This is a genomic window from Ochrobactrum sp. PL_is483, from assembly GCF_055816855.1.
On sequence record NZ_JBVPGS010000015.1, the window covers coordinates 1 to 16,379 of the forward strand.

The window sequence follows — 16,379 nt, forward strand, 5'->3', positions numbered from 1 at the left end:
CGTCAATGCCGCCAGCCTACTCAAATCAAACATCACTGCCCAACTCTTTCAACCAACTCCAAGGACGCATCAGCCTGCCGCTTGCGGCGCCGCCGCCCTCGTTGTGGCGCCATATAGACCCCACCAAGCAAAACTGTCAACGCAGTTTCTCAAAAAAACAGGAATTTTCTTTCCACAGCCAATATGGTCCTTTTTAACCAAATTTCAACCGTGAAAAACTGGCGATTCGAACAGTTGCGACGATTCCGTGACGGTTGGCATGACAATCGGGGGAAGAACATGAAGCCTATGCCCTATATTCTGGCAGTCGATGGCGGCGGCACCGGGTGCCGGGCGCTTCTCGCCGACCGCGATGGCTCGACCATGGGCCGGGGGACAAGCGGCCCTGCCAATATCGGCGCCGACCCGGCAGCAGCGCTGGACAATATAGTGCGCGCGGCAAAGCAGGCCGTGCAGGACGCGGGACTCGATATCGCCATACTAAGAGAGACCTGCGCGGTGCTGGGGCTCGCAGGCGCAAATTCGCTTGCCGACAAGGACAGCGTGGAGCGCCAACTCCCTTTCGGCAGGGTGAAGATCGTTTCCGACGCGGTCAGCGCCCTGCAAGGCGCGCTCGGTCAGGACGACGGCGCTATCGTCATTCTCGGCACTGGTTCGGTCTTCGTCAAAAGGGAACGGGACGCCTTCGAGATTGTCGGCGGACGCGGCTTCATGCTGAGCGATCAGGCGGGCGGAGCACGGCTTGGCCGCGAACTGCTCGAAGAAACACTGCTTGCGCTGGACGGAATGGCTGAACGCACGGAGCTCGTCGATGCTGTGCTGGCCCGGTTCAACGGCGAGCTTCGCCAGATCATAAGCTTCTCGCGCACGGCGATGGCTGCGGACTATGCCACCTTTGCACCAATCGTCTTCGATTATGCGCAGAAAGGCGATGCGCTTGGCATGTCGATCCTGCAACGCGCCTGCACTTATATAGGCCGCGGTCTGGATCGGCTCGGCATAGAAAGGCTCGGCCGGTTCAGCATGACGGGAGGCCTTGCCTCTTCCTATGCGGCGCTGCCGTTTCTGCCGCATCGTGAACTCTATCGACCCGCGCTCGGCAATGCATTGCAGGGCGCATTATCCCTTGCTTTGCTGGAGAACGGTCGCGATTGACCGCTGGCGGCAAAAAGACTTGTCGTGGCGGGGTTTACCCCCTAACTTCTAGATCAATGAGGCCGGTTTTTGCTGGCGGGCGTATTCTTTTCACGCATTTTCCGGACGAAGGCGGTTTCGGTCTTCGAGGAAATGCCCTGCAGGGGTGGCATGCTGACTAAAAAGGGCAAATATGGCCTGAAAGCCATGGTGCATCTGGCGGGCGTTACGGACGGGCAACTGGTTTCGGCCAGCGAGATCGCCGAAAAGCACCATATACCGCGCAAGTTTCTCGACAATATTTTCACCGAGCTTCGCAATGCCGGTTTCGTTCTGAGCCGCAAGGGCAAGGGCGGCGGCTTCTGCCTTGCCCGCCCGGCGAACGAAATTGCCATCGGCAATATCATCCGCGCGCTTGATGGCGCGCTTGCGCCTATCGCCTGCGCCAGCAAGACAGACTATCGCCCGTGCGACGACTGCGATGAGGACGAATGCGAGGTGCGCCATATGATGCTCGACGTGCGCGAAGCCATCGCCAGCGTTCTGGATCACCGAACGCTGGCCGACAGCAGGGCCATGGATATAGCCTCACTGTCGGAATAGGCTTCAGGCTGGCGACCAGTTCGGAAACGGATCGTTCAGCCCCGACCAGCGCTCCGGCACGAAGTCTTCTTCCTCAAGGAGACACTGGTCCAGTTCATCGATGAGCGCATCTTCCCGCATCGGATCGACGCCGATGAAAACGATTTCCTGACGCCGGTCGCCCCAGACCTTATGGAAATACGGCTCCATGGCGCGCTGCCATTCGGGTTCCTCCGGCCAGTATTGCCTGGGCACGGAGGACCACCAGCGGCCCCTTTTTCCCGTGCGCACCAAGGCCCCCGCCTGACTGATCTCGCCGACGAAATCCGGCCGTGTCGCCAGCCAGAAGAAGCCCTTCGCCCGCACGACACCCGGCCAACCCTTGTCGATGAACGACTGGAACCGTTCGGGATCGAAGGGACGCCGCGCGCGATAGACAAAGGAGCGAACGCCATATTCCTCGGTCTCGGGCGTATGCGAGGCAAAACCGTGCAGCTCCTTGTACCAGAGCGGATGTTCATGCGCCTTGTTGAAGTCGAACAGCCTCGTGTCCAATATGGCGTCGAGCGGCACGTCACCGAAATCGGCCTCCTCGATGCGGGCATCGGGATTGAGCGAACGGATGACCTTGCGGGCGAGATCACGCTCATCTCTTGAAGCGGTCGATATCTTGTTCAACACCACGACGTCGGCGAACTCGATCTGCTCGACCAGAAGGTCGACAAGCGTGCGCTCGTCCTCCGCGCCAAGAGATTCGCCGCGATCGCGCAGAAAGTCGCTCGACGCATAGTCCTTCAGGAGATTGGCCGCATCCACAACCGTCACCATCGTATCGAGCCGGGCGACATCGGAAAGACTGTTGCCCTTCTCGTCGCGAAACTCGAACGTGGCGGCAACCGGCAAGGGTTCGGCTATGCCGGTCGACTCGATCAGCAGGTAATCAAAGCGGTCCTGCGCCGCCAGTTGCGAAACCTCCTTCAGGAGATCGTCGCGCAATGTGCAGCAGATGCAGCCATTGGTCATCTCGACCAGTTGCTCGTCCGTGCGGGAGAGATTGGCGCCGCCCTCCCGAACGAGGGCGGCATCAATGTTCACTTCGCTCATATCGTTGACGATCACCGCCACGCGGCGGTTCTCGCGATTGTTGAGCACGTGGTTGAGCAGTGTCGTCTTTCCGGCGCCAAGAAAGCCGGACAGGACGGTGACGGGCAGTCTTTTTCTCATCACTGCGTTCCTTGGTGAAACTGGAAGGGATCAATCGTGGTGATGGTGATCGAGATTGAAGGTCAGCGTGGTGAAATAGCTGAGCTTGTCGGCTTCCGTTGAGTCGGACAGCGGTTTGGAATGGCCCGCGGCAACGACATTGAGACCCGCATTGCGAATCCTGATTGTGGCGATGCCTTCGGCGTCGGTCTTTGCCGGCGCCGCGTGGCTGTCATTGACATAATCCGCCGTGACAGCGACGCCTTCCACCGGCTTTCCGTCAAGCAGAACCTGCACGGGAAGCTCGTTACCCGCCTCCAAAATCGTCGGGTCCATCAGGGGAACGATTTCAAACGGCAAGCCTTGCGGCTCGGGCTTCCTGCGCAGATGATCGAGAATGGCGACGGCAAATTTCTGGCTCTGGCTGGACTGTTTCGCACCCGGAACCTCGGACTTCGGCTTGTTGACCCACTTGCCGTCCGGACCCTCGGCCCAGAAGCCATTGTCGAGCATGCCGCTGACCACAACCGCATTTCCGGGCACGCCCAGCAGGGCATGATCTTCCTGCCGCTCGATCTTTACGGCAAATCCTTGCCGTCCCCGTCTTTGGCGGTCACGGTCTTCAGCTTCTGCGGATCATAAGCCTCGTCGCTTGCGCCATGGCCGTACACAACAGCCTGCGTTCCATGACGCTCGGCAATCCAGATGCCATGCGCACCTGCTACTGCCGGAGCAAGAAAAGTCAAAACGGCACCGGCCTGAAGCGCCCTCACAAAGCTACGCATTCATATCTCCTTTATGTTATATCGTAACAATCTTATCGGTAAAAATAGGCGGTTGAAGCCGCCAGAAATGCACGGGAAAAGCGGTAACACGCTTTGCGCTTGACGCGCTTTGCAGCGAAGGGACCAAGCGCGTTGCGCTTGTTCCGGTTTCTTGAGTGCCGGGCTGCCCGCAAGTTCAAGCAGGTTGCAGCCCGGCACAATCGCAGCCGCTTTCTGAATGCAGGGGCATCCAGCAAAGGGAAGCGGCTGCGGCTGTTATTTCGACAGGCAGGTTTTCAGCGAACTGGCCAGATTGCGGATAAGCTGCGGATAAAGGTCCGGCCCGTCCTTCAATTCGGCACCCAGAGGATCGAGAACGCCGGTTTTGGCATCCGTCCCGTCGATAACGGTTTTCACCAGCTTCGGCTCGAACTGCGGTTCGGAGAACACGCAGGCTGCGCCGAGCGACTTGATCTTCTCGTGAATTTCCTTGATGCGCGCCGCACCCGGCGCCTTTTCCGGGCTGACCGTGATCGATCCGGCCGCCTTCACGCCAAAGCGATTTTCGAAATATTGATAGGCATCATGGAAGACGACGAATGGCTTGTCTTTAACCGGCTCCAGTTCGCTGGCGACTTCCGCCGTCAGCGCGTCGATCTTCTCGCCATAGTCCTTCGCGTTCTTTTCATATTGCGCGGCATGTTCCGGGTCGCTTTCAGCGAGTGTCTTGGCAATATCCGCCGCCAGAACCTTTCCGTTCTGCGGGTCGAGCCAGAAATGCAGGTCAAATTCATTGTGGCCATGGTCATGCCCGGCTTCGGAAGCTTCAGCGGCATGATCGTGCTTCTTGTCATCATGGGCATGGTCGTGGCCTTCTTCATGCCCATGGTCATGCGCTTCGAACGGCCCGCCTTCACGGAACTTCAGCCTCGTCAGGCCATCGGCATCACCAAGCGCGACAACCTTTGCGCCCTCGCCCAGCGTGTCGATGGGCTTGTCGAGGAAGGTTTCCATCGACGGTCCGGCCCAGAAGATCACCCTGGCGTGCTCGATGGCTTCGGCATCGGAGGGTTTCAGGCTGTAGACATGCTCCGAACCCGCGCCCTGCACGATCAGCTTCGGCTCGCCCACGCCCTGCATGACCGCCGAGACAATCGAGTGAAGCGGCTTGATCGATACGACAACGCCGTCACGTTCCGCAGCAAAGGCGGCATGGGTCAAACCGGCCAGAAAAGCCGAGGCGAGAAGGAGGGAGCGGCGATGTTTCATGGTCTCTCTCTTGGGTGATTGATGAAGGACATCATATTCAAGTGATATGTTATTTTATTACGTATGTTGCGTTATGCTATAACGTCTGTCATAAGGTGAGGCAACCCCCAATTTGCAAAAATTGAAACCGGGGTGGCCAACGGAAAAGACACTGAGAAAAGCCCGGAACAGATGAGCAGGAAGACCGCCCTCCCCGCCCAAAAGGCGCGGGAAACATTGATCGAACTGAAAGGCGCCGGCGTCTATCGCGACGGGCGCTGGCTCGTGCGCAATGTCGATCTGGTTGTCGAGCGCGGCGAAATCGTGACCCTGATCGGGCCGAATGGCGCGGGAAAAAGCACCGCCGCCAAGATGGCGCTACGCATCCTGAAGCCGGACGAAGGCAATGTGAGCCACGTGCCGGGGCTCAGCATCGGTTATGTGCCGCAGAAGATCAATATCGACCGCACGCTGCCGCTTTCGGTCGAGCGCCTGATGACGCTGACCGGGCCTCTCGCGCGCAAGGATATCGAGGCGGCATTGGAAGTGGTGGGCATCCCGCATCTTGCAAAAGCCGAGATCGCCAACCTGTCAGGCGGCGAGTTCCAGCGGGCGCTAATGGCGCGCGCGCTTGCCCGCAAGCCTGACCTCATGGTGCTGGACGAGCCGGTACAAGGCGTCGACTTTTCCGGTGAAGCCGCGCTTTACGAGCTGATCGCGAAGCTGCGCGACGACACCGGCTGCGGCGTGCTTTTGATTTCGCACGACCTGCATCTGGTCATGGCGGCGACCGACCGCGTCATCTGCCTCAATGGCCATGTCTGCTGCAGCGGCACCCCGCGCGACGTGACGGCAAGCCCCGAATATGTGCGGCTGTTCGGCAGCTGGGCCGTCGGGCCGCTCGCCGTCTACGAGCATCACCACGATCACACCCATCTGCCTGATGGGCGCGTGCTGCACGCAGATGGTTCCGTGACCGATCACTGCCATGCCGATGACGGCCATCATCATGACCACCATCACCACGAAGGGAGCGCGCCCCGTGCTTGACGACTTCTTCACCCGCGCCATCATCGCCGGTGTCGGTCTGGCGCTCACCACGGGGCCGCTCGGCTGCTTCATCGTGTGGCGGCGCATGGCCTATTTCGGCGACACCATGGCGCATTCCGCGCTTCTCGGCGTGGCGCTGGCGCTTGTTTTCGACATCAATATGATGATCGGCGTGTTCGCGGTCGCGGTGGCGATTTCCGCCATTCTGCTGCTCTTGCAGCGCCGCCATACATTGTCGGCGGATTCGCTCCTCGGCATCCTGTCTCATGCCACGCTGTCGCTTGGCCTCGTCCTCGTCGCCTTCATGACATGGGTGCGGGTCGACCTCTTGTCCTTCCTGTTCGGCGATATTCTGGCCGTTTCGCGCATGGATATCGCCTTCATCTATGGCGGCGGCGTGTTCGTGCTGGCGGTTCTGGCCTGGCTGTGGCGTCCTTTCCTCGCCGCCACCGTCAGCGAGGACATAGCGCGCGCCGAAGGCATGAACCCGGCTTTGTCGCGCATTGTCTTCATGCTGTTGCTCGCCATCGTCATCGCCATCGCGATGAAGATCGTCGGAATCCTCCTGATAACCTCGCTGCTGATCATTCCGGCGGCAACCGCACGCCGCTTTTCCTCCACGCCCGAACAGATGGCCATCCTCGCCTCGCTGATCGGCGCTGCCGGGGTGATCGGCGGACTTTATGGCTCCATTCATTTCGACACGCCATCCGGCCCGTCCATCGTGGTCGCGGCGCTTGCCATTTTCATTTTGAGCCTGTTACCCCTACATAAGAGGGAACAAGCATCACCGAAACGGATCGCTGGACAATGAGCACCCATCACCATCATCACGCCCCGCAGGACCTGACCCGCAATCAGACACTGGTTTTCGACGTGCTGTCCAAGGCGGATGGCCCGCTCAGCGCCTATACGATCCTCGACCAGCTGCGCGACGACGGTTTCCGCGCGCCGCTGCAAGTCTATCGCGCGCTGGAAAAACTGCTCGACTACGGGCTGATCCATCGCCTCGAAAGCCTCAACGCCTTCGTTGCCTGCGCCCATCCGCAATGCCATCAGCAGGGCCTCGTGGCTTTCGCGATTTGCGAGAAATGCGGTCAGGTGACAGAGTTTTCCGACGCGGCGATCGAAAATCTCGTCAGCGCATGGAGCCTCCAGAACGGGTTCAAGTCGCGCAAGACGACACTGGAGCTGCGCGGCCTCTGCGAAGCTTGCGGGGATCACTAGAGCATTTCCAGCAAAAGTGCGAAGCGGTTTTGCGTAGGATAATGCGACGAAACAAATAATTAGAGCGGTTCCAGCGATTCCGTTTTAACCGGAACCGCTCTAATACACAGGAACCTGTTCAAGGTAACCATGCCCGCAGATTCCCGGTTCAAAAAGTAACGCATCGGCAATCGAAACCTGCTAGACTGGGCTCTTAAAACTGCGCATCGTGCTTTCCGAAAATCGTTTTCGATTTTCAGGCCGATGCGGTGGGGAACAGCAGGTAAGATTTTGATATGGCGCGGGTTAAGCCATCCCATGAACGTCGCAGGGAAGAGAGACAGCGCACAAGGCTGCGCTCGGGCAAGATCGTGGGCCTCGACGGGCGGTTTATCATCGAGTGCCAGTTCAGCGATATCGCGCCCCATGGCGCCAAGCTGAGGACCGTCGAAGTCCCCACCCTGCCTGAGCGTTTCTGGTTGTTCGATGATTATTACGGTCGCGCGCTTCTGGCCCGCGTCGCCTGGCGCAATGGCCGTGAAATGGGTGTGGAGCTTGTATCCGACCCGGCAGTCACGCCGCTCGACGAAGAACGCCTCGCCCAGCTTTCAGGAAAATACTATTCGCTGTGACTGGCAGGCTCGGCATTTGCCTGCTTTTCGGGCGCCTGCTTTCCAGGTGCGGTCGGCGTCGGCGTGCCGCGCATGTTCATGGCGCGGATTTCTTCGGCTGAAATATAGTTGAACTGCTCGACCAGAAGGTCCTTGATCACCGGTTCGGGGAACCGCGCATTGAGATCGGAGATGATCGAGGCACGCACGTCCTCGAAGCTCACCTTCTCGACCTCCTTGGTATCCGAATAGCTGCCATAGAACTTGCGGAAGATTTCATCGCTGATGAAGAATTCGAGCGGCACGCTCAGCTTCTTGCGAATGTTTGAATCGACCGTATAGACAAGCTGCGTCACCACGTAACCGGCCACATCGCCATTCGAAATGATCGGCACGCTCATCACGTCCGTCTTCACGTAGTCGACGCCGCCGAAACCGCCGACCGCGGCCTGCGCCCCATCCGAGGATGAGGCGTTCTGGCGAACGGCGAAGAAAAGCGAGCCGAAAGCGACGGCGCAAATCCACAGGCCGATGGCAATGATGCGGATCATCGTGCGTGACCGAGCCTCGCGCTCTGCATGGAATAGGTGCCGTCGGCTTCCTGCGTTTCCAGCGCACCGCGAATGAGGTCGGCCAGTTCGCCGACAGCGCGCAGATGCAGTTGCAGCGCCTCGCAGTTCTTTTCAAGCTTGTGCTTCAGGCTGTCCAGCAGCGGCTGAAGCCGCTTCATCGTCGCGGGTTCGGCAGCGCTGGCCGCTTTCTTGATCGCCTTGTTGAAATCGTAAAGTCCACGGCTCTTGCGGGCGTTGATTTCGGCGAGATCCGGATTGCCGCCATCCAGCAGAAGGCGCGTTTCCGTATCGATCACGTCTTCCAGACGCTGGATCGCCCGCACGACCGGCTTCAATGTCGGGTTCTCGTCCGGTTCCTCTGCCAGCGCCTGACCGGGTTCGCTCGTGATAGCGACGATCAGCGAATCCTCTGGCAGGCTGTTTTCAGAGCTTGTCTCGGTCATTTCGGGGGTCCTCAATTATGACGCTTGTCGTTACGGGCCATTCAGCCGCGCGCGCTGTCCGTGTCGCTGTTGTCTATCTTTTCATTTTGCCGCATGTCCTTATCCCGAAACCGGTTCCCACTTTCGGGAGACATGCTCCAGCTGCTTTTGAATGAGCTTGCGTTCGAAGCCATGCACAATGTCCTTCGAAACGGCGTTCTCGCTCACCTGGTCTCCCAGATTGTTGATCACGTCTCCCAAGGCCACCGTCGTCGGCGCGTCTGGCCGTCCGTTGCGCGCCGCCTGCTCCTCAAGCAACCTGGCAATGCCGACACCGCCGCCATCCGCCATCTTGTTCGCCATGGCTTCCGCCATCATGGACTTCCAGTATTCACCGGCAATCCCCTTCCCGAAGGTCGCCGTCGTGTCACTGGTGAACATCGACTGCACGAAGGATTGCAGCATGAAGGCCTCGAACTTGCGATAAGCCGGATTGGCCGCGTTCTGCGCATCCGGCCGCACGCTGACCCCAGCCGCGAGGCTGTCGGAAAAGCTGGCGAAACCATCCTGCGTCAGCCCACCGCCGGCGGCGGATGCGGACGGCGCTCTCAACCGTTCCGCCGCCATGCGATAGGCTTGCGGATCGGCGGCGCGCGCCACGTCCATCACCAGATCTGACGGCGGGTTGATCGCCATGCATCACTCCTTGTTTGTTATGTGCACCATAATGGATCAAACTTGACTGAAACTTGTGCGTGCGTTCAGACCCGTTTTTGTGCTCAATCAGGGCCTTGCGAGCGATTTGTCGTTTTCCGGCTAATAAATTCTTCGATCAGGCTGGAAAGTTCGCGCCGTTCGCGCTCGTTTCTGGTGTCCGCCAGGCGACCTTCCAGCAATTCCACCCGCCTTTGTTCCTGCAACAGCGCCTTGCGCTGCACATCGAGCCGCTGTTCCAGCTGCTGCGATTCGGCGGCATTGTTGCCAAGACGCCGGATCAGCAGCGATGGATCGATATTGAGCGCATCGCCGTCATAGCGGCGGTCCTGCATGGCGATCAGCGCCTCGCGCTCTTCATCCAGCGCGCCCTTGCGCGCATTGGCTGCGGCAAGCGCCTGTTCCAGCCGGGCGCTGCCAAGCTTTTGCAGTTCAATCAGCTTCTTGAGATTGCGCGGGTTTGTCATCGCGGCCCTCAGAACAGTTCGCGCAACTGCGTGGCAGTTTCGTTGGTGAAGAAGCGCAGGAGTTCCGGCAAGATGAAATAGACCACCAGCAGCCCTCCCCCCAGCACGAACGGCATCGACACGAAATAGACCGGTATGGTCGGCGTCAATTTGTTGACGAGGCCGATGGCGAAATTGACCAGAATCGCAAAGACGATGAAGGGCGCGGCGATGCGCAGCGTCGCCAGAAAAGCCGCCGAAAGCGCATCGGTGAAATCGATCATCGCCGCGTCAGGGCGAAACTGTCCGTCAACCGGAATGGCCACATAGGAATTGAGCAGCGCCCGGAAAATCTCCAGATGCATGTCGGTGATGAAGAACAGGAACAGCGCGCTGAAGGTGACGATGGTTGCAAGCGTCGCCTGCGGTTCGCTTTCGGTGATGGCATCGGCAGGAGAGCCGGAATAGCCGACGGAAACCGCCATCGTGCTGGCCATGAATTGCAGCGCCCAGAAATAGATATGCGCCAGAATGCCGATCACCGCGCCGACGAACAATTCACTCGCCATCAGGCGGAACAGCGTCCACGGCTGCCCGGCATCGACAACGGTGACGATGCGCTGCAGCACCAGCGGCAGCACCGCGAAGGAACAGGCGAGCGCGATGAAAAGCCTCACCTGCAACGGAATGCGCGCGCTCGAAAGCCCCGGCATCAGCATCAGGCAGGCGCCGATGCGGCAGAACGCCAGAACGGCGGCCAGGATGATTTCATTGAGCGGCAATTGTGCGACAGGCACTCAGGGCCCTTTCCTCGTATCAAGCAATAATTACTCCCCTCGTCCTTCGATCCTTCGATCCTTCGAGACGCCAAGCCTCGACAAGCTCGGCATGGCTCCTCAGGATGAGGGGCGTGGGCGCCAAGACTTTTTCCTCGTCCCAAAGGAGATGCGCCCTGAGCACATAAGCGGGCGTCTCCGACCTCTCCGACCCTCGCGCCCCTCATCCTGAGGAGGTGCCCTGAGCGGAGCGAAGGGAACCGTCTCGAAGGATGGAAGGATCGAGGGATCGATCGGCCGTTGACTATGAAATCGCGCCCAACGACTTCACCTCCACGCCACGGGCGATCTCGACATGAGAGAGCACCGGCAGCGTGGCGAACAGGCGCTCGATAATCATGCGAATATAGGGCCGCGCTTCCGGCGAGGACACCAGCACGAAACGTTCGCCATTGTCGAAATGCTTGCGGATGACGGCAGACGCCTCCGTGCCGAACTGTTCCAGCAGGCGCGGATCGATGTCGAATTCGACGATCTCGCCCTTGGCATCACGCTTGAGGCTCTGGTGGAAAACCAGATCCCAGCGATTGCCGAGGCGCAGAACATTCAGCACGCCATTGTCGGACAGGTCACCGCAAATCTGCTGCGCCATGCGCATGCGCACATGTTCCACGATCATTTCCGGGCGGCGGACGAGCGGCGCGATTTCCGCGATGGCTTCGAGGATCAGATGCAGGTTGCGGATGGAAATGCGCTCGGCGAGCAAAAGCTTCAGCACCGCCTGCAAGCCCGAATAGGAAATATGCGACGGGCAGATATCTTCCAGCAGCTTGCGGTATTCCGGCCCCAGACGGTCCAGCAGAATGCGCATGTCCTTGTAGGACAGAAGCTGGGCCAGATTGTTGCGCACGATTTCGCTCAGATGCGTCAGCAGGACCGAGAGATTGTCCACGGTCATGTAGCCGTCGCGGCGCAGATCGGACGCAAAGGTTTCCGGCACGGAATAGGCGCGCATGCCGAAGGCCGGCTCGCGCACTTCCTCACCCGGAATGGACGGAATCGGGCGCTCGCCCAGCACGACCAGCGTTTCGCCGACCCGCAGCTCGTGGCTGGCGACAGCCGTGCCGTGTATCTTGATCCGGTAGCTTTTCGGCGGCAGCGCGATATCGTCCGTCACCTTGATCTCGGGAATGACGAAACCGTATTCCTGCGCAAACTTGCGGCGCATCTTGTTGACGCGATGTGCCAGTTCCTGCTGCGAGGCGATCAGCCGGGCGGAAAGCTGCTTGCCAAGGCAAAGCTCGATCTGGTTGGTTTCAAGCGACGCCTTGACCGAGTTGCGCTCCTGCTCTTCCTGTTCGCGTTGCTTTTTGCCGGCCTCGTTCGCTTCCGCCTCGCGCTGGCGCGCCTGACGGCGCGGCACGGCAATACCGATGAAAGCCATCGCGCCGCCCAGCATGAAGAACGGGAAGGCTGGCAGGCCCGGCATGATGCCGAGGACGAAGAGCAGCATTGCCGCGACCAGAAGCGCCTTCGGATAAGCGCCAAGCTGACCGAAGATCGCCTGATCGGCGGAGCCGCGCGTGCCGCCCTTCGACACCAGAAGACCGGCGGCGAGCGAGACGATCAGCGCCGGAATCTGCGTGACCAGACCATCGCCGACCGACAGTTTGGTGAAGACGTCAGCCGCGTGCGCAATATCCATGTCGTGGCGCGTGGCGCCGATGATGATGCCGCCGAAAATATTGACGGCAGTGATGATGAGGCCCGCAATCGCATCGCCGCGCACGAATTTCGACGCACCGTCCATGGAACCGAAAAAGGAGCTTTCCTCTTCCAGCTCGCGGCGGCGGCGCTGCGCTTCCTTTTCATCGATCAGGCCGGAGGAGAGATCGGCATCGATGGCCATCTGCTTGCCGGGGATGGCATCGAGCGTGAAGCGCGCGCCCACTTCGGCGATACGTGTCGCGCCCTTGGTGATGACGAGAAAGTTGACGATGATCAGGATGCAGAAAACCACCAGACCGATGACGAAATCGCCGCCCATCACGAATTGCGAGAAGCCATGGATCACGTGACCGGCGGCGAGATATCCCTCATTGCCGTGGGTGAGAATCACGCGCGTCGTCGCGATGTTGAGCGACAATCGCATCATGGTGGCGATCAGCAGCACCGTCGGAAAGGCGGAAAAATCGAGCGGGCGCTGAATCCACAGCGCCACCATCAGGATCAGGACGGAGAAGGCGATGGAGAACGCCAGCCCGATATCCAGCACGACCGCCGGAACAGGCAGGAAAAGCACCGTCAGGATGATGATGATGCCAACCGCCAGCCCCATGTCGCTGCCGGTCAGAAATCCGCTTTTCATGAAGGGTTTAGCCGCTGCCTGCTGCACGTCCGTCTCCTGATTCGAAGCGGACCCTAGCTTGCGAAGCTTGCGCGAAGGCTACCAAAGCGCATCCCGAAAAGTGTGAAGCGGCTCTGCATCGGATGACCAGGACGGCTCCAACCATTCAGTATTAACCGGAACAATACCAGCCCTTACCGCAACACTATTACTTTATTCTCGTACATTTACATCATATTCGCTTGAATATTTGTCTTTCATTTAAATATTTATCAGAACGGCCAAATCATATTATATATTACTAATTATAGATTTTATAACAATAAATTGGGCATTGTGTTTTATATAAAAGTATTGCTTTTTATGAAACTACGCACAAGTAAGATCAACGCCACTTGGCTTTCGCGGGTAGTACGGGGCAATTTTAGCAAATATAAAATAAAGATTTGGCTTTTATTATTCAGAAACTTCTAATTTATTTTGGGAAATTTTCTCATTCTACATTCGATAGTTCTGCTTTCGGAGTTGAGATATGCATAAAAAAATATCGGGCACGGTTTTCTCGCGTACCGGGCTTCTTTCGGGGGTGTCTGTTGCGGCGCTGCTTTGTGTAGCGCCTGCCATGGCCGATGAGGTCATAGACGGAAGCTTGATTATAACGGTGCCCGGGGATTACACCTCGCCATGGGATACCGGAGGCAAGCTTATCGTCGGAGAAATGGGCGACGGCTATCTGTATATTGAGTCTGGCGGTATTGTCAGGAGTACGGATGGTACCCTTGGTGCGACCTCCCCCTTTGGCGGTATCGTTACGATTGATGGCGCTGGCTCCAAATGGACAACGGACGGTGTTGTCAACATCGGTGATGCTGGAAGTGGCAAGCTGATAATCCGGAATGGCGGCAAATACGATTCGTTGAACACGGACAGCCCCGTCTATCTGGAAATCGGCGTGCAAGCGACAGGCAAGGGAGTGGTCGAAGTTAGCGGTGTCGATGCCGGTACCGGCGAGCGGTCTCAGTTGATTACCAACAACCAACTCCATATCGGCAATGCCGGTGAGGGGTTTGTCAGCATCACGGATGGCGGTTTGGTTTCGGCTGAGTATTCGTCATCGGTCGGGGAACTGGCAGGCAGCCATGGCATTCTCAATGTAAGCGGTGTCAATGCTCCGACAGATCAGCGCTCGACGTTCAGGGTCGTGCACAACCAGTTCGGGGTCGGCGGTGAAGGACAGGGAATCGTAAACGTCACCGATGGCGGTCTTGTTCAGGTTGAACAAACGATTGGCATGGGCTGGGGGGCTGGCAGCTATGGATTCATGAATGTATCCGGTGTCGATCAAGCCTCTGGGCATCATGCTTCTGTCGAGGCTGGGCAGGTAAGAGTGGGCTATGGTAGCGGCGCTGAGGGTGGACTTGTCATTTCGGCTGGCGGACTTGTTTCCGACATTGATGCGAGTGTTGGTTATCTGGTGGGTTCGACAGGTGCAGCCACTGTTAGTGGCGCTGGCTCAAAGTGGACAAATGTTGGCGAGTTCACTGTTGGGCACGCAGGCAATGGCGAACTGACGATCAGCGATGGAGGTGCGGTTTCTGATCTTTATGGCTATATCGGGCGCTTGGCGGGTTCTGTCGGACAGGTCACGGTTGATGGCGCAGGGTCGATATGGACGACCACTCATACCTTGGAAGTAGGCGGGTCCGGTAACGGGACTCTCATCGTCAGCGATGGCGGCACTGTAACAGTAGGAGGGCTACTAAGCCTTGCGGGTTATTGGAGCGGGCAAGATCAAGCACAGGGTACTATCAATATAGGCGCAGCTGCAGGAGATACAGCTGTAGCACCGGGTAAAATCGAAGCCAATCGGTTGACTTTTGGCTCAGGTGGCGCCCACCTCGTTTTCAATCATACTGATGTGAGTGGTGATTATGAATTTTCACCGGTCATAACGGGTGGCAATGCTAATAGCGCAGTGGATGTTTATAGCGGCAACACGGTTTTCACCGGTGTTGGCAGCGACTATTCAGCAGCGACCAACATCCATGGCGGTATTCTCTCGGCGAGCGATGCTGGTGTATTTAGCGCGAATTCCAATTTCACCGTTGATGCTGGCGGTGCACTGGATATGCGTGGCCACGATCAGACCATTGCCAGTCTTGTAAATGCAGGTAACGTTAATTTCGGTGGCTCTGGTGGCGCGGTGCTGACCGTTGCAAGCAATTATACCGGTAGCGGCGGCACTGTCACGATCAACACTGTGCTTGGCGGCGATGATTCCAAGACCGACATGCTCAAGGTCGGCGGCGATACCTATGGCAACACCAACCTGAAGGTCATCAATCGCGGCGGGCTGGGCGCACAGACGGTCAACGGCATCGAAGTGGTCGATGTTCAGGGCCGGTCGTACGGCACCTTCTCGCTGCTGGGTGACTTTGTCACCAAGGACGGCAAGCAGGCCGTCTCCGGCGGTGCCTATGCCTATACGCTGCAGCAGGGCTCGGGCACCGGCAATGCGGACGGTAACTGGTATCTGACCAGCCAGCTTGACAATCCAGGCCCAGGCCCTGATCCGCGCTACAGCCCGTCGGTTCCTGTCTATGAAGGCTATCTGCAGAACATGCAGGCGCTCAACAAGCTGCCGACCTTGCAGGAGCGTGTGGGCGAGCGCTACTGGACGGGCCGGAACGGCGATGGCCAGGCCACAGGTGCCGCCGTTGACGACAAGGGCGTGTGGGCGCGTATCGAAGGCGCGCATAACCGCCTTGAACCCGATACGTCGCTGAGCCGAATGAAGCAGGACATCAACACCTTCATCATGCAGGCCGGTGTCGACGGCCAGTTCTATGAGAGCGACAGTGGCAAGCTGATCGCCGGTATCATCGGCCAATATGGCCATGCCAAGGGTGATGTGTCCTCCTTCCACGGCGATGGCGCGATCAGCACCGATGGCTGGAGCCTTGGCGCAACCGCCACCTGGTATGGCAATTCCGGCTTCTATGTCGACGGTCAGGCGCAGGTCACGTGGTTCGACAGCGATCTCACCTCCTGGACCGCCAATCAGGGTCTTGCCGATGGCCGCAAGGCAACCGGCTATGCCTTGAGCATCGAAGCAGGCCAGCGGATCGCCATCGACCAGAACTGGTCGCTGACCCCGCAGGCGCAGCTGATGTACTCATCGATCAATGCCGACAGCTTCCGCGATGCATGGGACAGCCGCGTCAGCCTGCATGACGGCGACAGCCTGATCGGACGGCTCGGCCTTGCCGCCAACTATGCCAATAGCTGGAAGGGCGAGGATGGG

The 16,379-nt window shown here is 58.7% G+C and carries 18 protein-coding genes; 8 read left to right on the plus strand and 10 right to left on the minus strand.

From position 1 onward, the window contains the following. The 3 genes from AC0TNJ_RS00220 to AC0TNJ_RS00230 form a co-directional block, all read left to right on the plus strand. Window positions 1–197 (plus strand): hypothetical protein (locus AC0TNJ_RS00220; protein WP_473769869.1); only part of this gene is annotated, 197 nt, incomplete at its 5' end. Window positions 198–288: 91 nt separating this feature from the next. Further along, on the plus strand, window positions 289–1,155 hold the full coding sequence (locus AC0TNJ_RS00225; RefSeq protein WP_473769879.1) for a glucosamine kinase nucleotide-binding domain-containing protein: 867 nt from the start codon (window positions 289–291) through the stop codon (window positions 1,153–1,155). 150 nt (window positions 1,156–1,305) lie between these two features. Beyond that, a complete protein-coding gene (locus AC0TNJ_RS00230; protein ID WP_122003137.1) occupies window positions 1,306–1,737 on the plus strand; it encodes an RrF2 family transcriptional regulator in 432 nt (143 codons plus the stop codon). 3 nt (window positions 1,738–1,740) lie between these two features. Here the strand turns inward: AC0TNJ_RS00230 and zigA are convergent, their stop codons facing one another. The 4 genes from zigA to znuA all read right to left on the minus strand — a co-directional run bounded on the left by zigA (window position 1,741) and on the right by znuA (window position 4,952). Next, the gene (gene zigA, locus AC0TNJ_RS00235; RefSeq protein ID WP_473769870.1) at window positions 1,741–2,940 is read right to left on the minus strand and encodes a zinc metallochaperone GTPase ZigA; all 1,200 of its coding nucleotides are present in this window, start codon (window positions 2,938–2,940) and stop codon (window positions 1,741–1,743) included. Window positions 2,941–2,970: 30 nt separating this feature from the next. Beyond that, a complete protein-coding gene (locus tag AC0TNJ_RS00240) occupies window positions 2,971–3,444 on the minus strand; it encodes a DUF4198 domain-containing protein (RefSeq protein WP_473769871.1) in 474 nt (157 codons plus the stop codon). A gap of 53 nt (window positions 3,445–3,497) precedes the next feature. After that, a complete protein-coding gene (locus AC0TNJ_RS00245) occupies window positions 3,498–3,704 on the minus strand; it encodes a hypothetical protein (RefSeq protein WP_473769872.1) in 207 nt (68 codons plus the stop codon). Between the two features lie 255 nt (window positions 3,705–3,959). Next, window positions 3,960–4,952, minus strand: coding sequence for a zinc ABC transporter substrate-binding protein ZnuA (gene znuA / locus AC0TNJ_RS00250; RefSeq protein ID WP_473769873.1), 993 nt, complete (start codon window positions 4,950–4,952; stop codon window positions 3,960–3,962). A 171-nt stretch (window positions 4,953–5,123) separates the two neighbouring features. On the opposite strand from znuA, the gene AC0TNJ_RS00255 reads away from it, so the two are divergent. The 4 genes from AC0TNJ_RS00255 to AC0TNJ_RS00270 all read left to right on the plus strand — a co-directional run bounded on the left by AC0TNJ_RS00255 (window position 5,124) and on the right by AC0TNJ_RS00270 (window position 7,819). Then, complete coding sequence (locus AC0TNJ_RS00255; protein ID WP_473769874.1) at window positions 5,124–5,981, plus strand: ATP-binding cassette domain-containing protein; 858 nt, start codon at window positions 5,124–5,126, stop codon at window positions 5,979–5,981. Next, window positions 5,935–6,795 (plus strand): zinc ABC transporter permease subunit ZnuB, encoded by an 861-nt coding sequence (gene znuB / locus AC0TNJ_RS00260; RefSeq protein ID WP_473769880.1) that lies wholly within the window; start codon window positions 5,935–5,937, stop codon window positions 6,793–6,795. The genes AC0TNJ_RS00255 and znuB overlap by 47 nt, the downstream gene beginning before the upstream one ends. After that, a complete protein-coding gene (locus tag AC0TNJ_RS00265; RefSeq protein ID WP_122003142.1) occupies window positions 6,792–7,208 on the plus strand; it encodes a Fur family transcriptional regulator in 417 nt (138 codons plus the stop codon). Before znuB ends, AC0TNJ_RS00265 begins: the two co-directional genes overlap by 4 nt. 275 nt (window positions 7,209–7,483) lie before the next feature. Beyond that, window positions 7,484–7,819, plus strand: a complete 336-nt coding sequence (locus AC0TNJ_RS00270; protein WP_006469386.1) for a PilZ domain-containing protein — start codon at window positions 7,484–7,486, stop codon at window positions 7,817–7,819. On the opposite strand, the gene AC0TNJ_RS00275 is transcribed toward AC0TNJ_RS00270, so the two are convergent. From AC0TNJ_RS00275 to flhA, 6 genes are all read right to left on the minus strand, one after another. Next, window positions 7,807–8,349, minus strand: a complete 543-nt coding sequence (locus AC0TNJ_RS00275; RefSeq protein WP_473769875.1) for a hypothetical protein — start codon at window positions 8,347–8,349, stop codon at window positions 7,807–7,809. The genes AC0TNJ_RS00270 and AC0TNJ_RS00275 overlap by 13 nt on opposite strands. Continuing rightward, entirely contained in the window at window positions 8,346–8,813 is a 468-nt protein-coding gene (locus tag AC0TNJ_RS00280) for a flagellar protein FlgN (RefSeq protein WP_122003144.1), read from the minus strand. Before AC0TNJ_RS00280 ends, AC0TNJ_RS00275 begins: the two co-directional genes overlap by 4 nt. 99 nt (window positions 8,814–8,912) lie before the next feature. Then, on the minus strand, window positions 8,913–9,488 hold the full coding sequence (locus AC0TNJ_RS00285) for a rod-binding protein (RefSeq protein WP_473769876.1): 576 nt from the start codon (window positions 9,486–9,488) through the stop codon (window positions 8,913–8,915). Window positions 9,489–9,571: 83 nt separating this feature from the next. After that, entirely contained in the window at window positions 9,572–9,973 is a 402-nt protein-coding gene (locus AC0TNJ_RS00290; RefSeq protein WP_473769877.1) for a hypothetical protein, read from the minus strand. 8 nt (window positions 9,974–9,981) lie between these two features. Beyond that, the gene (gene fliR / locus AC0TNJ_RS00295; RefSeq protein ID WP_473766773.1) at window positions 9,982–10,749 is read right to left on the minus strand and encodes a flagellar biosynthetic protein FliR; all 768 of its coding nucleotides are present in this window, start codon (window positions 10,747–10,749) and stop codon (window positions 9,982–9,984) included. A gap of 283 nt (window positions 10,750–11,032) precedes the next feature. Beyond that, window positions 11,033–13,096: a flagellar biosynthesis protein FlhA gene (flhA, locus tag AC0TNJ_RS00300; RefSeq protein WP_473766784.1), complete on the minus strand. Its 2,064-nt coding sequence runs from the start codon at window positions 13,094–13,096 to the stop codon at window positions 11,033–11,035. A 511-nt stretch (window positions 13,097–13,607) separates the two neighbouring features. Here flhA and AC0TNJ_RS00305 point away from each other — a divergent pair. Further along, the coding region (locus AC0TNJ_RS00305) for an autotransporter outer membrane beta-barrel domain-containing protein (protein WP_473769878.1) at window positions 13,608–16,379 on the plus strand (2,772 nt) is incomplete at its 3' end.